The sequence below is a fragment of the Paenibacillus vini genome (genome assembly GCF_018403325.1).
Lineage (GTDB): Bacteria > Bacillota > Bacilli > Paenibacillales > Paenibacillaceae > Fontibacillus > Fontibacillus vini.
The window spans coordinates 1-17305 of sequence record NZ_BOSL01000003.1 but is presented as its reverse complement, the minus strand read 5'-3'; the positions used below and the strand labels follow the sequence as shown (position 1 = coordinate 17305).

The 17305-nt window shown below is 49.4% G+C and carries 15 protein-coding genes; 11 read left to right on the top strand and 4 right to left on the bottom strand.

Features of this window, described 5'->3' with window-relative positions; translation table 11 throughout:
- Positions 1-8 precede the first annotated feature (8 nt).
- Entirely contained in the window at positions 9-524 is a 516-nt protein-coding gene (locus KJS57_RS05825) for a hypothetical protein (RefSeq protein WP_213654086.1), read from the top strand.
- Between the two features lie 97 nt (positions 525-621).
- Here the strand turns inward: KJS57_RS05825 and KJS57_RS05820 are convergent, their stop codons facing one another.
- Positions 622-1683 carry an AI-2E family transporter gene (locus tag KJS57_RS05820; RefSeq protein WP_211021290.1) on the bottom strand — a complete coding sequence of 354 codons (1062 nt, stop codon included), beginning with the start codon at positions 1681-1683 and terminating at the stop codon, positions 622-624.
- Between the two features lie 536 nt (positions 1684-2219).
- Here KJS57_RS05820 and KJS57_RS05815 point away from each other — a divergent pair.
- Positions 2220-3293 carry a bifunctional 3-deoxy-7-phosphoheptulonate synthase/chorismate mutase gene (locus KJS57_RS05815; protein WP_213654085.1) on the top strand — a complete coding sequence of 358 codons (1074 nt, stop codon included), beginning with the start codon at positions 2220-2222 and terminating at the stop codon, positions 3291-3293.
- Positions 3294-3301: 8 nt separating this feature from the next.
- Here KJS57_RS05815 and KJS57_RS05810 read toward each other — a convergent pair whose 3' ends face one another.
- Complete coding sequence (locus KJS57_RS05810) at positions 3302-4393, bottom strand: lactonase family protein (RefSeq protein WP_213654084.1); 1092 nt, start codon at positions 4391-4393, stop codon at positions 3302-3304.
- Positions 4394-4568: 175 nt separating this feature from the next.
- Here KJS57_RS05810 and KJS57_RS05805 point away from each other — a divergent pair, with 175 nt between their 5' ends.
- Positions 4569-4934, top strand: coding sequence for a LytTR family transcriptional regulator DNA-binding domain-containing protein (locus tag KJS57_RS05805; protein WP_211021287.1), 366 nt, complete (start codon positions 4569-4571; stop codon positions 4932-4934).
- A 67-nt stretch (positions 4935-5001) separates the two neighbouring features.
- Here the strand turns inward: KJS57_RS05805 and KJS57_RS05800 are convergent, their stop codons facing one another.
- A complete protein-coding gene (locus KJS57_RS05800) occupies positions 5002-5994 on the bottom strand; it encodes an aldose 1-epimerase (RefSeq protein ID WP_213654083.1) in 993 nt (330 codons plus the stop codon).
- Positions 5995-6252: 258 nt separating this feature from the next.
- On the opposite strand from KJS57_RS05800, the gene KJS57_RS05795 reads away from it, so the two are divergent.
- The 4 genes from KJS57_RS05795 (at position 6253) to KJS57_RS05780 (ending at position 11990) form a co-directional block, all read left to right on the top strand.
- Positions 6253-7158, top strand: a complete 906-nt coding sequence (locus KJS57_RS05795) for a C40 family peptidase (RefSeq protein ID WP_213654082.1) — start codon at positions 6253-6255, stop codon at positions 7156-7158.
- A 158-nt stretch (positions 7159-7316) separates the two neighbouring features.
- Entirely contained in the window at positions 7317-8246 is a 930-nt protein-coding gene (locus KJS57_RS05790) for a molecular chaperone DnaJ (RefSeq protein ID WP_211021284.1), read from the top strand.
- A gap of 151 nt (positions 8247-8397) precedes the next feature.
- Positions 8398-9450, top strand: a complete 1053-nt coding sequence (locus tag KJS57_RS05785) for a LacI family DNA-binding transcriptional regulator (RefSeq protein ID WP_213654081.1) — start codon at positions 8398-8400, stop codon at positions 9448-9450.
- 98 nt (positions 9451-9548) lie between these two features.
- Positions 9549-11990, top strand: a complete 2442-nt coding sequence (locus KJS57_RS05780; protein WP_213654080.1) for a glycoside hydrolase family 94 protein — start codon at positions 9549-9551, stop codon at positions 11988-11990.
- Positions 11991-12453: 463 nt separating this feature from the next.
- Here the strand turns inward: KJS57_RS05780 and KJS57_RS05775 are convergent, their stop codons facing one another.
- A complete protein-coding gene (locus KJS57_RS05775) occupies positions 12454-13962 on the bottom strand; it encodes a DHA2 family efflux MFS transporter permease subunit (RefSeq protein WP_213654079.1) in 1509 nt (502 codons plus the stop codon).
- Between the two features lie 301 nt (positions 13963-14263).
- On the opposite strand from KJS57_RS05775, the gene KJS57_RS05770 reads away from it, so the two are divergent.
- From KJS57_RS05770 to KJS57_RS26675, 4 genes are all read left to right on the top strand, one after another.
- Positions 14264-15514, top strand: a complete 1251-nt coding sequence (locus tag KJS57_RS05770; protein WP_211021281.1) for a methyl-accepting chemotaxis protein — start codon at positions 14264-14266, stop codon at positions 15512-15514.
- Between the two features lie 116 nt (positions 15515-15630).
- Entirely contained in the window at positions 15631-16515 is an 885-nt protein-coding gene (locus KJS57_RS05765) for a sigma-70 family RNA polymerase sigma factor (RefSeq protein WP_213654078.1), read from the top strand.
- Between the two features lie 84 nt (positions 16516-16599).
- Complete coding sequence (locus KJS57_RS05760; RefSeq protein WP_213654077.1) at positions 16600-17052, top strand: carboxymuconolactone decarboxylase family protein; 453 nt, start codon at positions 16600-16602, stop codon at positions 17050-17052.
- A gap of 139 nt (positions 17053-17191) precedes the next feature.
- The coding region (locus KJS57_RS26675) for an HTH domain-containing protein (protein ID WP_306434205.1) at positions 17192-17305 on the top strand (114 nt) is incomplete at its 3' end.

Sequence of the window (17305 nt, the reverse complement as noted above, 5' to 3'; positions counted from 1 at the left end):
AAAAGTCTATGAAACAACTGAAAGGTCTTGCCGCCGCCAGCAGTCTGGCCCTAATCCTCACTTTGGCCCCCGCTGCGTCGGGCTCCGCGTACGCGAATGCTCAGCAACCCGTACATGCAACGACTCAGCCGGAGTCCAAAGACCCCCATGTCAAGCATCCGCACCCTCCGTTTCGCCATTTCCATGGCGGGCATATCGTCAAGGATACTGCAGAACTGCTAGGGATCGAGAGTAAAGTGGTAATCGAACAGCTCAAGCAAGGCAAATCTCTCCTTCAAGTCGCTCAATCAACCAAAGGCTGGAGCGAGGAGGAGTACCTCAAAAAGCTCAATGAAAAAGCGGTACAAAATATTGACAAAGCTGTCGCGGAAGGCAAGCTCGAAGCTGAGAAAGCATCCAAGCTGAAAGAGGCACTTCCGGAAAAATTAAAGAAGATGATTACTCGCACCTGGAAAAGCAAGGGTTCCGGGCATCCGACGATGGATTACCAGAATAACCAAATTCAATGGGTCCAACCTAAATAAAATCGGCTCCACTGTTATCACAAAAATACGGGAGGCCCCTGTATCCAGGGATCCTCCCGTTATCTTATAATTATGGTTCCAAATTCCCCGGAACGAGTTAGTTCTCTTCAGTTACGGCCGGCGGCACCCTTTTTCCGCCTCCAACCGGTACCTCCAAAATATCAAGCAAGAACATAAAGATCGGAACGCCCACAATTAAACCCCAGACTCCAAAGAAATGCTCCGAAACGAGCAGAATCAAGAAGGTATAGAAGATAGGCAAATGCGTCTTGTTGGACATGAATTTCGGGTTGAGAAAGTATGTTTCCACCGCATGCACCACTGCGATCATGATCAGCACGTAGACAATTTTGATCAATCCGCCAATCTTAAACGCAATCGCACAAAGCGGGATGAGTGATATAATGACGCCCATGACCGGAATGAGCCCGAGAAGGAAGATCATGATGGCCAGCGCGATTAGATTCGGAAACCCGAAGATCCAGAGAAAAATAGTGGAAAGGATCGAATTCACCAGCGCGATCAAAAATTGAACCTCGATCACCTTACCGAAAGAATGGACGAATTTCTTTCCGAAATACTCCAATTCCACAAACAGGCCGGACATCCGGCTTGCTTTGAATTTCGCGGTGAAGTTGGTGACTTTTTCTTTTTCCAGGAGGAAGAACAGACTTAGAACGATCGCTACAAACAGATTCAGGCTCCATTTGCCAATATCGGAAATCGTGCTGAGCAGGAAATTGAAGCCGCTGTCGATATAAGCGGACAGGTCTATGTCCTTAAGTGACTCGACCAGAAAATTCAATATGAGATTGTCAGGCAAATTGCTTGGTGGATTGTCGTAGAACGAGATTACCTGGTTTACCAGATCCGTCAATTCGGCGATGAAAACCGGAAGGTAATAATAAATGGCGGCCACCAGTAGTGTAATCATGATGACATAAATCAGGAGGATCGTAATACTTCGGTTTATTCGTACCACTTTGTCAACATTGCGCGTAATGAAATTGTGCAGACGGTTGATCAGGTACGTAAGAATAAAAGTAATCAGCACCATGTTAAGCATGCTTCGCGAATAGTACAGCACTAACACAACGAATAGCAGTGCGAGCACTCGCCGAAAACCCGGAATTTGAAACAGCTCTTTGAAAAACGTCATTATAAGCAACCTGCTCCCTTATGAGTAAACTTCGAAAAATAACCTATGGATTCATCTTAAGCGAGCACGAGCCTGAAAAGCAAGTCACCAGGCAGCGTCCACTTTATAATACATTGATTTTTTTCTATGGAAAGAAACATCCCTCACCTTTACCGCAACACAGCTTCACAGTTTTCGCGCTTGAGTGTAAGTTATTGCCAATTTGATTGTCTCAGCATATAATCTCGAATAAATTACGTAATGCATGATTCTAAGGACTATGACGGAGAAAAGTAAGCGAATGCGTCCAAACAGGGACGGCGGTGCCGGAGACTGAGAGCACCCCGCTGGAGCCGCGTCGCCGAAGTTCGCTCCCGAGTCGATTCCTGAACGCTGTTTACCGGCAGTAGGGAACTCCGGCCGCACACCGTTATCCGTGTCCAAGCTGAGAAACTGTAAGGTTGTCTAACAAGGGTGGTACCGCGGAGAAATCCGTCCCTTGATAGGCAGCCTTTTCTGTTTTTTCAAGCGCCAAATGATAAGGAGTGAAGCGGATTATGAGTCACACATTGGAAGAATTACGGGAAAAGCTGAACGGTATCAACCACGAATTGCTTATGCTGCTGAATGAACGGGCCGAGATCGTCCGGTCGATCGGTGAAATCAAAGAGAAGCAAGGGGTTCCGAAATTCGATCCTGTACGGGAAAGAGCCATGCTTGAGGAGTTGACCCGGAAAAATCCAGGTCCTTTCAAGGATGCGGAGGTCAAACACATTTTCAAGGAAATCTTCATAGCCTCGCTCAATCTTCAGGAAGAAGACCATAAACGCCAACTGCTCGTAAGCCGCAAAAAACAGCCTGAAAGCACGGTCATCGATGTTCAAGGAACCCTGATTGGCGGCGGCTCCCAAGTTATGATCGCGGGACCTTGTTCCGTGGAATCTTATGAACAATTGAGAACTGTCGCTTCCGCCTTAAAGGATGCTGGCATTAAAGTAATGAGGGGCGGCGCTTTCAAGCCGAGAACCTCCCCTTACGACTTCCAGGGTCTTGGCATAGAAGGTTTGAAAATGCTTAAAGAGGTTGCTGACGAATTCGGGCTGGCGACAATCAGTGAAATTGTCCACCCCGCACATATCGAGCTGGCCGAACAATACATCGACATCATTCAGATCGGCGCCAGAAATATGCAGAACTTCGAGCTGTTAAAAGCCGCGGGCGAAGCAAACATCCCCGTATTACTGAAAAGAGGAATCGCAGCAACGCTGGAGGAGTTCGTTCACGCCGCGGAATATATCGCGGTAGGCGGAAATTCGAAGGTCATGCTCATTGAACGCGGTATCCGCACTTATGAGAAGTGGACACGTAACACACTCGATATTTCCGCGGTTCCGCTACTGAAACAGGAAACCCATCTGCCGGTACTCGTAGATGTGAGCCATTCCACGGGACGCAAAGACATTTTGCTCCCTTGCGCGAAAGCGGCGCTTGCCGCAGGTGCGGACGGAATCATGGCCGAGGTGCATCCGGACCCGCAAACCGCTTTATCCGACGCAGCCCAGCAGCTCGATATTCCGCAATTTCAACAGCTGTGGGAAGGAATCCTACAGTCCGGTCTGTTTGCGAAATAACTGAAACTCTAAGCCAGAGGAATCAATACAGGCTGCACGCAAACCGGCTTGGGGACGGTTTCCGTACGTCCGGTACACTGCAATCGACCGCTTTCCCGGTCCACCTTGAACAGAACAAGGTTGTCGGAATCGCGGTTGGCAGCCACCAGGTAATCGCCAGCCGGTGTCAAAGCGAAATGACGGGGATGCCCGCCTTCGGTAGACACATGCTCCACCAAGGACAACTTGCCGCTCTCCGGGTCGATGCTGAATTGAACGATGCTGTCATGCCCGCGGTTCGAGCCGTAGAGATATCGACCGTCATTAGACACGGCGATTTCCGCGGTCGTATTCTCGCCTTCATAATTTTCCGGCAACGTCGACAGTGTTTCCAAAGGCGTCAATTCTCCGCTCTCCGCGTCAAACTTGTAAGCTGTAATCGAATTTCCGACTTCATTGATGGAATAGACGTACTTTCCGTCGGGATGAAAAGCGAGATGACGCGGACCGGAACCCGGGGGCGTCTGAGCATCGGACACCGGCTTCAGCGTTCCTGCTTCTTGATCGACAGCATAAGTGCGCACCAGATCCAGGCCCAGGTCGGCGACAAGCATAAACCGGCCGTCCGGACTGAAACGCGCGGAATGGGGGTGTGGGCGATCCTGTCTTACAGGGTCCGCTCCATGCCCTTCATGCTGTTGCTCGTCGGACAGCTCTAATAAACGGCCGTCGGCCGCCAGTTTGACCAACCCTACGTTGCCTCCGTGATATCCGGATACGGCAACGAATTTGCCGGCATCATCTTTTTGTATATGTGAGGTCGAAGGCTGGATGGTTCTTATCCGGTTAAGTTCCGACAGCGTTCCCGTTTCAGATGCAACACTAAACGCAATCGCCTCGCCGGTTCTTTCCCCACCCTCCGTTTTGCCTTCCGAAATGGCATAAACTTTACGGTTCTCGGCATTCACACATACGAAGGTGGGATTCTTCATGCCGGATACAGCGTCCAGACGGCGGAACTGTTCCGCTTCCACATCCAATTCATATACATAAACTCCGGGATCTGCCGCCTCGGCATAGGAACCGACGAACAACAGCAGGCGTTCTTTGATTTGTGACAAGATAAACTGCCTCCTTAAATTTATTTCTCCCTTTATTTTTCCGCAATTCTACGCAAAAGTCCAGCTTGTCCTCCCTAAACTTCTTAAAAATTTAAACAGTCCCCCCTACACAAACCCGTAAAAATATGGTATACTGCAAGCGCTTCCACAACATCTTCTAAAGGGGGAATTTGGAATGATGAATGTCGGACCGGAGAAGAAAGATGTATATGAGGACCTTAATCCGCACGATACTTATTTCTTCAAAATCGGGGCTCACGGATTGGTTTGTTTTCACGGTAGAAATTACAGTATAAAACAGAGACTCACTGCCGAGCAAACATCCAAGCTCGTATCGGACTCCTCGTTTTACCGCATCAGCACCAACTGTTATGTCAATCTGTTTAAAATTTCGGAAATCCGGGACAATGTAGTGATGTTCCGCGATGAAACGCACGGTATCAAAACGATTCATGTTCCGAGAAGAAACCTGGAACAGATCAAGCGTCTCCTTCCGGACGCAGGAAGCCAAAGAGCTTCCGAAATCAATCAGGTCGTTTAACCGCCCTGACGCAAGAAAAGCAGCCGATTCCGCGGAATGGAATCGGCTGCTTTTTCTTTACTTAGGATTATTTCAAATAAAAGCGAGCCGTTTCTTCCCAAATTTCGCCGGGAGCCAAACCGAAGAGCCCGATTTCATCCGCAGGCAACTCCACCTTCGGAGCATTTACAAGATTGATTTGCGGCTCCGGACAGAAAAATCCTTTCGTTGCCCCATTGTTCCAAATCATCCACTGTTTATAGGAAGTTCCTACATCATAAACCAAAGTTACGCCAAGTTTCGTATCGGTCAATTCCATCCGGTTTCTTCCGTTTTGCGCAACTGCAGTGTAATGGTTATCCATTGGTGCATAGAACGGATACAACCCTTCTCCCTTCAGCTTCAACTCATCCTCGGTCAAAGGCTGGTACTTACCTGTCGGCAGCATACGGTCGCTAAGCTCCCAGCGCTCCCCGATCGTTAGCTTCACCTTGTAATCTTCCGCCAGGCTGCCTGGCGCAAACGGAGCGTTGACCGCCGTGTGGAAAGCCAGCAGACAAGGCATTTCCTTGTCACCGTCGTTCCGGACAAACAAATGCTGCGAAAGTCCGTTTTCGCTCAGTGCATATTTCAGTCTCACCGTGAATCGGAAAGGCAAATATTGATAAGCGGCATGCTGCTCATCCACCTTAGCTGCAACGGTTACATAGCTCTCTTGCTTCGTTTGCCCGAATTCTTCCACCTTCCACTCCGCCGTATGCAAGAAACCGTGCAAGTGGTTGCCCGTCGCGTCCTCATTTACCGGAAAACGATAAACTTCCCCTTTCCATGGAAACAACCCGTCTTCATACCGGTTGGGCGGAAATAGCACTGGAATCCCGTAAATGCCCGGGTTGCTTTTGAAATCCTCCATTTCCCCGTCCGCCGGCTCACGCAGAAAACGGTAACCGCTTTCGGTGTCACGGAAGGAAAGCAGATTTCCGCCGACCCCTGGGATCATAATCGCCTCATATTTTCCCGCCTGCAGAAAAACCGCGGCTTCTCCCTGAAAGTTTCCTTCGAATGCTTTAAATTGTGTCATGTCTCAAAATCTCCCTTCAGCCTAATCCATTCTCTCAACCTGGTAAGGATTATACAAAATGCAGGTTCAAAAGTCACCCTGCCCGGTCACATATTCTGCGGGCTTCTGACAAACGCAGGTTGCGGGAAGTTCGGGGGAATTTTAATTTCCATACATAAAAATCTCTTACTTTTACATACTCAGAATAAGCGGTCCGGCGGCGATAGACTTTTTATAAGGCCAAGGACCTGTAACCAAATGATTGGGGTGCGATAGATCATGCGCAGTAAGATGTCAAATAGGGCCATGCTTATTATATTGTCAGGCATGATATTGGCCTCCTTAACGGCTTGCTGGGGTAATAATAACGGACCATCCGCGAAATCAGTTCCTTCCTCTGAGAATCCCATCATCCGCTCCGACGGCCGCGAAGATCAGGCAAATACTTCGTGGGTGCCTTTAAGCCAGGTTGCCGAGTCACTTGGTTTGCGTCTGCGGGAAAGCGACAATATGGTCCAGATGGGATATACGGATGTCATGTTTCAAGTCCAGCCCAGTCAAAGGCACGCCGTATCTTTCGGCAAACAAATTTCCCTCTCCCAAGCACCGATTACGCAAAACGGACAAGTCTGTCTGACCGAAGAAGCGCTGGGAGATCTCCTTCAAACCGATGTACGATATGACAAACGGACAGGTAATCTCCACATCGGCCAAATGAAGGATGACGGCGGAGCCTCGGACAGCAACCCGCAGCAAAAGGGTCTGCAGCGCATGGGCATCCTCAGCCTGGCCGGAAACCGGGACGAGCTTATATCCTACGCGAAGCAGTTTATGGGTGTACCTTACGATTTCGGAGCTTCCACCTATGAGCAATCCAAAGCTTTCGACTGCTCCTCTTTTACACGTCATGTATTCAAAAGGTTCGGGATCAGTCTGCCTCGTCTCGCCCGGGATCAGGCCAGGCTGGGGACTCCCGTAGAAAGATCCAACCTGCAGACCGGTGATCTGATCTTCTTTACGGTCCCGGGCCGGTTTAAAAACGATAAAATTCCCGGACATGTCGGCATTTATATCGGAAACGGGAAAATGATCCATACCTGGGGCGACCCCGGCGTGGAAATCAGCTCGATCGACACCGGATACTGGCATGACGCCATTCTATCCATGCGCCGCGTTCAACAATAAGCAAACGTGTGCCAACATCAGCCGTCATGGGACCCGAGTGTCTCCTGGCGGCTTCCCTATTTCGCGTCCCTGCTGTCCTTCCAAATCCTCTATTTTCTTTCCTTCGAATTACAAAGTATAATGAATGATAGAGTACACATAACTAGAGGAGATTAGTGATGGACGATTTGAAACAAGCTTATGAACTGTTGGGACTTCCCGAGAACGCTTCCAGAGAGGAAGTAGAGAAGGCTTTTGAGATTCTGCTTAGAAAATCCCGCTCCCGGCAAGTGAAGAACCCGGCCGATGGAGAATCCGGAGATAGCGAGTATGAACTCAAATTCAAAGCTTATAAAATGATCGTGGAGCATGAAGGTCGCAGCAAAATTAATGAGATGAGCCGGCAGCGTTATGATAAATGGGGAAGTTTTGCCGGTACCGCCGAGAAAATCGATGATTTCTTCAGGTTACATAAAACGAAGGTCATTATCGGAATTATCGCAGTCGCTGCGCTGATATTCGGAATCAACGCCTTTATCGACCACCGGGAAGAGCAAAAGAGGCTGGCTGCCCTGCCTCCGATCGATTTATCGATCATGTTTGTCGGTAATTATATGTCCGATCAGAGTCAAGGCGGCGACGAAGGGCTTGAGAAGGCCATGACTGCACAGTTTCCGGAATGGAAACGGCTGAAAGTCGTTCTTACCTATTTACCGTCGCAAGGAGAAGGCGGCGGAATGACCGATATAGCCTTCCAGCAGAAAGCTATGGCTGTTGTAGCAACCGAGAAGCCGGATGTTTATATTTTGGACGAGAATTCCTTCAACTGGCTGGGCGGAGGCGGCGCTCTGATGAATCTCGACTCCGTAGCAAATGGTGTGCTTAAGCCGCTCTTAAAAGAGGACAACCTCATCAAAGGACGCGAAGAAGAAGAAACCGAGGAACATATCTACGGCATCCGGGTTACCGACAGCCCTCTCGCCAAACAGCTGCCGCTAGCTATGCAGGATATGATCATCACCTTACGATACGAATCGGAGAACCAGGATAAAGCAATTCATTTCATTGAAAAGTATCTGGATCCGAATCATACGGATGCCGCTGAGTAATCGGCAGTACTTTAAATCCCGGCGCCATATAAGGCTCCGGGATTATTTAATTCTTGGTAACTGCGGGTGCAAAATAAGGAATTGATTTACGGAGACACTTCTACTACAATAGGGTTATAAACGCGCGTTTATAAGAAAGAGGGGAGCCTTTATGCGCAGCGAAGATATTGCCAAGTTGGCTGGGGTATCCCGCAGTACCGTATCCCGCGTCATCAACAACTATTCCAACGTTCCCGAAGCGACACGGGCCAAGGTCCTGCGAGTCATTGAGCAGTACCAATACGAACCCAACAGCTTTGCCAGAGCGCTGGCCGGCAAGCGGACCGATACGATCGGGCTGTTCGCTATCAGTATGAACGAGAAGGAAAACGCGAGCCGCATTTACCAAAACAGCTACTTTGCCCCGATCGTCGATCTCGTCGTCGACACGGCGAACGCCCGTGGATTCTATGTACTTATCCATACCGTTTATTCACCGGGCGATTTTCAAAAGATCAAACAGGCTTTCCTGCAAAAGCGGATCGACGGCGGCATTCTCGTAGGAACCCAGAAGGACATTGAGCTCGTAAGCGAATTGGTGAGCCAAGAAGCGCCGCTCGTTCTCATCGACTACGATATCTCGGAAATTATGGCTGAACGCCTGAATAAGAATCATCTGGCGGTCATCAATTCCATGGATTACGAGGGAACGATCGAAGCGATCGAATACCTGATTGAACTCGGCCACCGGGAAATCGGGATTATCAAGGGAAGAATGAATACCTTCTCCGGTCGGGAACGCTATATGGCCTACGAAAACACGCTGAAGAAGCATGGGCTGCCGATTATTGACGAATTCATTCTGGAAGGCGACTTTCTGAAGGAAACCGCCTACAGAGAAGCATCCAGGCTGGCCGAGAGCGGCAGATTACCTTCCGCCCTGTTCAGCTCGAACGACGATATGGCGATATCTGCCATGGAAGCGTTTGCCGAGCATGGGATCAGCGTCCCCGACCATCTTTCCATGATCGGCTTCGATGATGTACAGCTCTCGGCACGGATCACTCCCAAGCTGACTTCGGTGAAGCTGCCGATCGACGATATGGCCAAAGCGGCTGTGGAGAAAGTGATCGGCCTCTGCAATGCTGACGAACCAACCTTCAGCACGGTAAGTTTTCCCGCCCGACTCGTAATCAGGGATTCCTGCAAACCGGCCGGGAATTAGACGCTGCTTCGGCAGCGCAAACGCCTCACCTTATGGGCGAGGCGGTCCTTTTCTTCAAAATAAACGCGCGTTCACAAACGAAGGGAGAGACTTTATTCATGAAATTCGGACATTTTGACGACGTTCGCAAAGAATACGTGATTAACACGCCACAAACCCCTTATCCGTGGATTAACTATCTCGGTAACGAGCAATTTTTCGGACTGATCTCCAATACAGCCGGCGGCTACACTTTTTACCGTGATGCCCGCTTGCGCCGTTTGACTCGCTACCGCTACAACAATATACCGCTGGATACCGGCGGCCGTTACTATTATCTGCGCGATCATGACAACGACGATTTCTGGACACCGGGCTGGATGCCTGTAAAACGCGATCTTGACTTCTACGAGTGCCGTCATGGTCTTGGTTATACTTCGATCACCGGGGAACGCGGCGGCATTTCCGTCAACCAGCTCGCCTTCATTCCGCTGGGCTACAACGGTGAAGTACACCGCTTGACCGTTAAAAATACAAGCTCGGCTACGAAGACGGTTTCCCTCTTCTCCTTTGCCGAATTCTGTCTCTGGAATGCCCAGGACGACATGACCAACTTCCAGCGTAACCTCAGCACCGGTGAAGTGGAAGTTAAGGATTCCGTCATCTACCACAAAACCGAATACCGCGAACGCAGAAACCACTATGCCTTCTATTCCGTCAACCGGAATATCGACGGTTTCGATACGGATCGCGAATCGTTCGTCGGTCTTTATAACGGCCTGCATGAACCGCAAGTTGTCGTAGCTGGTAAAGCAACCAACTCCGTAGCCAGCGGATGGTCCCCGATCGGCTCGCATGAAGTGAAGCTGACCCTCGCACCGGGCGAAGAGCAAAGCCTCGTCTTCATTCTTGGTTATGTTGAAGTTGCCGAAGAAGACAAATGGGAAGCTCCTAGCGTCATCAACAAGAAACCGGCTCAAGCGATGATCGAGAAGTTCGCTACCGACGCCGATGTGGATCGCGCTATGGAAGAGCTTGCTTCCTACTGGGAGAACTTGCTGTCCAAATACCAAATTAACAGCGGTGACGACAAGCTGAACCGGATGGTCAACATCTGGAACCCGTATCAATGTATGGTTACGTTCAACATGTCCCGTTCCGCTTCCTATTTCGAGTCCGGCATCGGCCGCGGTATGGGCTTCCGCGATTCGAACCAGGATTTGCTCGGCTTCGTACATCAAATTCCGGAGCGCGCCAGAGAACGGATTCTCGACATCGCCGCTACGCAATTTGAAGACGGTAGCGCATATCACCAATATCAACCGCTCACCAAAAAGGGCAACAACGAAGTCGGCAGCGGCTTTAATGACGATCCGTTGTGGCTGATTCTCGGAACAGCCGCTTATATTAAAGAAACCGGCGATGTCAGCATTCTGGACGAACAAGTTCCGTTCGACAGCAATCCGGACAACACTGCCACCCTGTTCGAGCATTTGAAGCGCTCTTACTATCATGTTATTCACAACCTCGGACCTCACGGTTTGCCGCTCATCGGCCGTGCGGACTGGAACGACTGCCTCAACCTGAACTGCTTCTCCAAGGAACCGGGCGAATCGTTCCAAACCACCGAGAACATTGCAGGCGGTACGGCTGAATCCGTATTTATCGCAGGCCTGTTCGTCTATGTGAGCCCTGACTTTGCGGAAATCTGCCGGATGCGCGGCCTGGAAGACGAAGCTGCTGAAGCCGTTTCCCAAGCGGAGAAAATGAGCGCGATCACGCTCGAGCACGGTTTTGACGGCGACTGGTTCCTGCGCGCTTACGACCACTACGGCGAAAAAATCGGCAGCAAGGAAAACGAAGAAGGTCAAATCTTCATCGAGCCGCAAGGTATGTGCGTCATGGCCGGTATCGGCGTAGAAGAAGGTCTTGCCGCTAAGGCGATGACTTCCGTCAAGGAAAGACTCGACACGAAATACGGTATCGTGCTGCAGCAGCCTCCGTATTCCAAGTACTATCTGAACTTGGGTGAAATTTCTACGTATCCTCCGGGCTACAAAGAAAATGCCGGTATTTTCTGCCACAACAACCCTTGGATCATGATCGGGGAAACTGTGCTCGGCAATGGCGACAGAGCGTTCGAAGTTTATTCGAAAATCGCTCCGGCCTACCTGGAAGACATCAGTGAAGTTCACCGCATGGAACCATACGTTTATTCGCAAATGATCGCCGGTAAGGATGCGGTCCGTCACGGGGAAGCGAAAAACTCCTGGTTGACCGGTACGGCTGCCTGGAACTATGTAGCGATCACGCAAGCGATCCTCGGTATTCAAGCGGACTTCAACGGTCTGAAGGTTGAACCTTGTATTCCTACAGCTTGGGACGGCTTTGAAATCACCCGCGTATTCCGCGGTGACACTTACGTGATCCAAATCAACAACCCGGATCATGTATCCAAAGGCGTGAAGAGCATGACGGTTGACGGCAATGCCGTAGAAGGCAACATTATTGCACCGTTCGGCGACGGCGGCGTCCATAAAGTTGTCGTAACGCTGGGCTAAATCACTCCACAGCCAATGACGAAACATGGCTTTGCTAGTATCTCGTGATTGGAGTAGCAAATCGCTTTACCATAGGTAGAGCAACTTAAAGGGCCGGAATTATTGGGATTCCCAATGATTCCGGCCCTATCTTTTTTGATCCTGTGAGTTCATTGGAATATATCCAATGAAATTAAGCCTTTTCTTATCGACCCAGCGCTGTCGTTGGATTAAATCCAATGAAAGCCGTGGATGTGGCTGCTTTTGCGGGAAATTTGGACATCTGATTGGAAATTATCCAATCAAGTCTCACGAATTCCCCCTCCTTGGAGCCTCTCATTGGAATTCATCCAATGAAGGTGCCAAGGTGCCTCCTTCGATTGAGATCTCCCCATTGGCCAACCACAATAAAACAAGCTGAAGCTACAGGGTTCCCGCCCTGACCGCATTCAGCTTGTTTTATATATTCTTCAACTATACTTACTTAAGCCTTGGCCGGCTTCACTTCGACTTCCTTGCCCTGCCCTTCCCGGTTGATCTTCACTTTCCGGATGAAGAACGACAGGACAAAAGCGACGGCGGTAATACCCGTGGCAATGATAAATGCATAATCTATGCCGTAAATAGTCGCCTCATTCGTAAATTGAGCCATCAGATCCGCATTCGCGGGATCCTTAGGATTAATGCCCGCCGAGAGGACCAGCTCAGTTACCCTTTCCTTGGTCCGGGAAGACATGATGGATACCAGTAAGGCGGTACCCAGCGCACCGGCTATCGTTCGCAATGTATTGGACATAGCTGTGCCATGAGCATTTAGTCTCGCGGGAAGCTGATTCAACCCGGCGGTTTGAATCGGCATCATCAGCATGGACATGCCGAACATCCGGGCGGTGTACATCAGGATGAGATGGGTGTATGTCGTGCTGTCCGTGAGCCGGCTGAATTCCCAAGTAGTTACGATCGTGATGGCCAACCCGATGACCGCCAGCCAACGTGCGCCGATTCTGTCAAAGATGATCCCGGTAATCGGAGACATGATCCCCATCAAAATAGCCCCAGGCATCAGCAGCAATCCCGACTCAAGCGGAGAAAAGCCGCGGATCGTCTGCAAATAAATCGGAAGCAGAATCATCGCTGCGTACATCGCCATCGTTACCACGACATTAATTACTGTTGTCAGAGAGAACATATTGTACTTGAACACCCGGAACTCCAGCATCGGATGTTTGCTTGCCAACTGGCGCCAGAGGAACAGAACAAGCGCGACTACGCCCACAATCAGACTGACAACAACCTCCGTCGCCCCCCATCCCTCGCTGCCCGCCTCGCTGAAACCGTAAAGCACGCCGCCAAAGCCAAGCGTTGACAATACAATCGATAAGGAATCCAGCTTGGGACGGGATACTTCGGTTACATTCTTCATAAATATAAAGCCTAAAATAATGGACAGCACCGAGAACGGCAGTACGATCCAGAACAGCATATTCCATGGATGATGCTCAATGATCCAGCCTGATAAGGTAGGGCCGACGGCAGGAGCAAAAATCATGGCAATCCCCATCGTCCCCATCGCTTGTCCGCGTTTTTCAATCGGGAAGATGGTTAAGAACACGACAGTCATCAGTGGCATGAGCACCCCCGCGCCTGCTGCCTGGATAAGACGTCCGATCAAAACCATGACAAAGCTGGACCCGATTCCGCACACCAGCGTACCTATCGCAAATAAGGTAGTTGCCGAGATAAATAGGGTGCGTGTTGTGAATCGTTCCATGAGATAGGCACTGACCGGAATCAGCACGCCGTTCACCAGCATAAACCCGGTAACCAGCCATTGAATGGTCGTCTCATTAACTTTTAAATCAATCATCATATGCGGTAATGCCACGTTCATCAAGGTCTGATTCAAGATGGAGACAAACGCGCCAATAAGAAGCGCCATTACAATAGGCCATCGTTTGAATGTGGCCGATCCAGCATTTCCATGATTGTTCATTTTGATCTCCTTCTCTCAATATTTGAATCTTATAAAATTGATTTCATTCTCTAATATTTCAAATTCAAGGCATTAATGTATGTTTTATATAACTATGATCAGATCATGGAGTCAAGCAAGCAACAATCTGCCTAGTAACAGGTAATTTCACCAAATGAGAACATGGATATTCATTTCTTTTTTTTAAGCTCCGTTCAGCCTATTTCTTGATTCTAATTTTTTTTTGGTCCTATCCCCATTGCCCTGTCGATGTTATAATCATGGTAGATATATCCTAATTTACAAGGAGGGCATAATACCTATGTCATGGTTCAACAGACTTCCTCTTTCCAAGAAAATCTCCGCTGCTTGTTATCTTGTGGCCGCGCTTTTTGCCATTCCGGCATTGATCGTATTCACAATCGTCGGTAAGTTGCTTGTGGGGATCATCCTGATCGTAGTTCTGGGAGCGCTTACCTATCCGCTCACTCGTTATTTGCAAAATGCGCTGACAGGCTCTTTCGAGGATATCACCAATGCTTCGGCAAAAATTGCCAAAGGGGATTTCACCAGTCGAATCATGGAATCCGGGGGCATGGAAGACTTGAATCGCGCCTTCAATAGCATGGTGGACAAGCTTCGCAAAATTTTGCAGGAGACATCGGAAATTACGCGCAAGGTTATGGATTCAAGCCGCAGCATCGCGGACCGGAATCAGGAGCTCATCAGCGTCATGACCCAGGTAGGCCACTCCTCCAATGAGCTTGCTCTAGGGGCCAACGAAATCTCCGAAGACGTGAGCGGCATGAAAGATTCCATCGGCGAAATCGAACGCAAAGTGAGCAACTACACGGATTCCACCCGGGAAATGAGCAGCCGGTCCATTGAAATGCTGAAGCTGGTGGAACAAGGCCGGGATTCCGTATCCATGCAGGCGGACGGCATGCGCAGAAATATTGAAGCGACCGAAAAAGTGGCCGATTCGATCGAAGCGCTTGCGAAAAACGCCCGGGGAATCACCAAGATTACGGCTACCATTTCGGAAATTGCCGAACAGACAAACCTTTTGTCGCTTAACGCTTCCATCGAAGCTGCTCGGGCCGGAGAACATGGTGCCGGATTTGCCGTAGTTGCTCAGGAAGTACGTAAATTGGCCGAGGAATCCACTTCCTCCACCAAAGAAGTTTTTAATCTTGTTCGCAGCATTGAACAAGACGTCAAACTTGCGGGACAGAACATCAAGATCAACGAAGAAGTCGTTCGCCAGCAAAATGATATGATTCATGAAGCGGAACGGATTTTCCAAGAAATCGTGCAAAGCGTACAATATATTACGGAACAGATTTCCGCCTTCTCTAAAGAAAGCGAATCGATGCTGGAAAGCGCTCATAACATCTCCGCATCCATCCAGAACATATCGGCAATTACTCAGCAGTCCGCTGCCGGTACGGAACAAGTATCCGCATCCATGAACGAGCAAATTACGTCGATCCAGGCCATGGCCGATGAAACCGAAGCGATGAAAAATGCGGTATTCCAGCTTCAAAAAACGATACATATCTTCAAGTTTTAAGTTTGTGTCACCGAAAGAGCCTCGTCCTGATTCCGCAGGACAAGGCTTTTTTTATTTGATATAGTAAAAAAAACAGACTCGATGTTACTTGTGAAGTGTATAGGGGGCCCGTCAAAGTGACCACTGATTTGGAACAATATTATCATGAGAACAAGTCGAACCTGACCGCCTTGTCTTATCGGTTGACGGGATCCTGGGTCGAAGCCGAGGATATCGTTCAGGAGACATTTTTGGCAATGTTCGAAAATGCCGCCGGACTCGAACATATTCGCGCCCCGGGGCCTTATTTTAGGCGAGCGGTCGTAAACCGCAGTTTAAACGCTATACAATCCCCTAGATTGTCGCGTGAAACTTACTTTGGCACTTGGCTTCCGGAGCCCGTTTTTCTGCAGACATCTCATGCGGCGGATGAACCCATACTTAGAGAGGAACAAATTTCGTATGCGTTTATGACCATGCTGGAACACCTTTCTCCCCAAGAGAGGGCCGTTTTTGTGCTGAGGGAGTCGTTTGGCATAGAATATGATGAAATCGCATCGATACTGGGGAAGAATGAAGCGGCATGCCGGAAGCTGTTAAGCCGGGCTCGAAAGAAACTGGGACCGGTACCGCCTGAATCGCCACCGAGCGATCAAATTGTCCCCGGCTGGGTTAGCGCCTTCCTAAAGGCAGCTCGCACTGGTGAGTTTGCTCCCCTGCTGGAGATGTTCAACGAAGATGCCGTGATGTGGAGCGATGGCGGAGGCAAAGTCCGCTCGGCTATTCATCCGATCACCTCGAGAAAACGGATCATTGCGTTCTGGGCCGGGATTACGAAAAAAGGCTCTATGGAGGGCGATTTGGTGCCGACCTTGATCAATGGTCAAGAAGGACTTGTCTTATATAGGAACGGGGTCGCTGTGAAAGTCATTCTTATTGAAGGGGATCACACAGGTCATATTGTGAATATCTACCTGATAACCAACCCGGACAAGCTAATTCACGTACCGGCAAAGAAATGACTCTGAGCTTCGGTCACAAAATCCTCTCTCCACCTGTCTATCTATTTGAAGACAAAAAATATATCCAAGGTGGAGGAATGAATCATGAAAATGAGACTGAACCATTACACTGCAAATCCGGAAGTATACCGGGCGATGAGCCAACTGGAGCGCCATGTCCGAGAAAGCGGACTGGACCGGATTGTATACGAGTTGATCAAAATTCGGGCTTCGCAAATCAATGGCTGTTCCTTTTGTCTCGATATGCATACGAACGAGCTGCGCAAGCTGGGCGAAACGGAGCAAAGGATCGCCCTGGTAAGCGTCTGGAGAGAATCGCCGTGCTATACGGACAAAGAAAAGGCCGTTCTGGAACTAGCAGAAGCCGTTACCTTGATTTCAAAGGGCGGAGTGTCGGAAGAACTGTTTAACCGGATTTTGACGTTTTACAGTGAAAAAGAAACGGTGGATCTGATTTTTGCGATCAATTTGATCAACAGTTGGAACCGAATCGCGATCACGACCGGCATGTTCCCAGGTTGCCTGGACAATGCCTGATAAGTCCAATCTATCATTCCAACAAAAAGAGCCCGGGGTAATTAAACTGGTACCCATAGTTTGGACACTTTGAAAAAAGGTGTTCAGGCTGTGGGTACCTTTTTGTATACTGGAATAAGCATCGGGGGGGGGGGATTGCATGAGCAAGAAGAGATTTACCGAAGAGGACCGTGAGGTCCTATCACAAAACAAGTACGTGGTGAATGTAAGTGCGAAGGCCATAACTTATTCAGATGAATTTAAGCAGCTTTTC

What these genes read in the sequence shown, in the direction of transcription:
- KJS57_RS05820 (WP_211021290.1), bottom strand. Translation starts at nt 1,683, where the DNA reads ATGACGTTTTTCAAAGAGCTGTTTCAAATTCCGGGTTTTCGGCGAGTG.
- KJS57_RS05770 (WP_211021281.1), top strand. Translation starts at nt 14,264, where the DNA reads ATGTCATGGTTCAACAGACTTCCTCTTTCCAAGAAAATCTCCGCTGCT.
- KJS57_RS05805 (WP_211021287.1), top strand. Translation starts at nt 4,569, where the DNA reads ATGATGAATGTCGGACCGGAGAAGAAAGATGTATATGAGGACCTTAAT.
- KJS57_RS05780 (WP_213654080.1), top strand. Translation starts at nt 9,549, where the DNA reads ATGAAATTCGGACATTTTGACGACGTTCGCAAAGAATACGTGATTAAC.
- KJS57_RS05795 (WP_213654082.1), top strand. Translation starts at nt 6,253, where the DNA reads ATGCGCAGTAAGATGTCAAATAGGGCCATGCTTATTATATTGTCAGGC.
- KJS57_RS05825 (WP_213654086.1), top strand. Translation starts at nt 9, where the DNA reads ATGAAACAACTGAAAGGTCTTGCCGCCGCCAGCAGTCTGGCCCTAATC.
- KJS57_RS05790 (WP_211021284.1), top strand. Translation starts at nt 7,317, where the DNA reads ATGGACGATTTGAAACAAGCTTATGAACTGTTGGGACTTCCCGAGAAC.
- KJS57_RS05785 (WP_213654081.1), top strand. Translation starts at nt 8,398, where the DNA reads ATGCGCAGCGAAGATATTGCCAAGTTGGCTGGGGTATCCCGCAGTACC.
- KJS57_RS05800 (WP_213654083.1), bottom strand. Translation starts at nt 5,994, where the DNA reads ATGACACAATTTAAAGCATTCGAAGGAAACTTTCAGGGAGAAGCCGCG.
- KJS57_RS05760 (WP_213654077.1), top strand. Translation starts at nt 16,600, where the DNA reads ATGAAAATGAGACTGAACCATTACACTGCAAATCCGGAAGTATACCGG.
- KJS57_RS05815 (WP_213654085.1), top strand. Translation starts at nt 2,220, where the DNA reads ATGAGTCACACATTGGAAGAATTACGGGAAAAGCTGAACGGTATCAAC.
- KJS57_RS05775 (WP_213654079.1), bottom strand. Translation starts at nt 13,962, where the DNA reads ATGAACAATCATGGAAATGCTGGATCGGCCACATTCAAACGATGGCCT.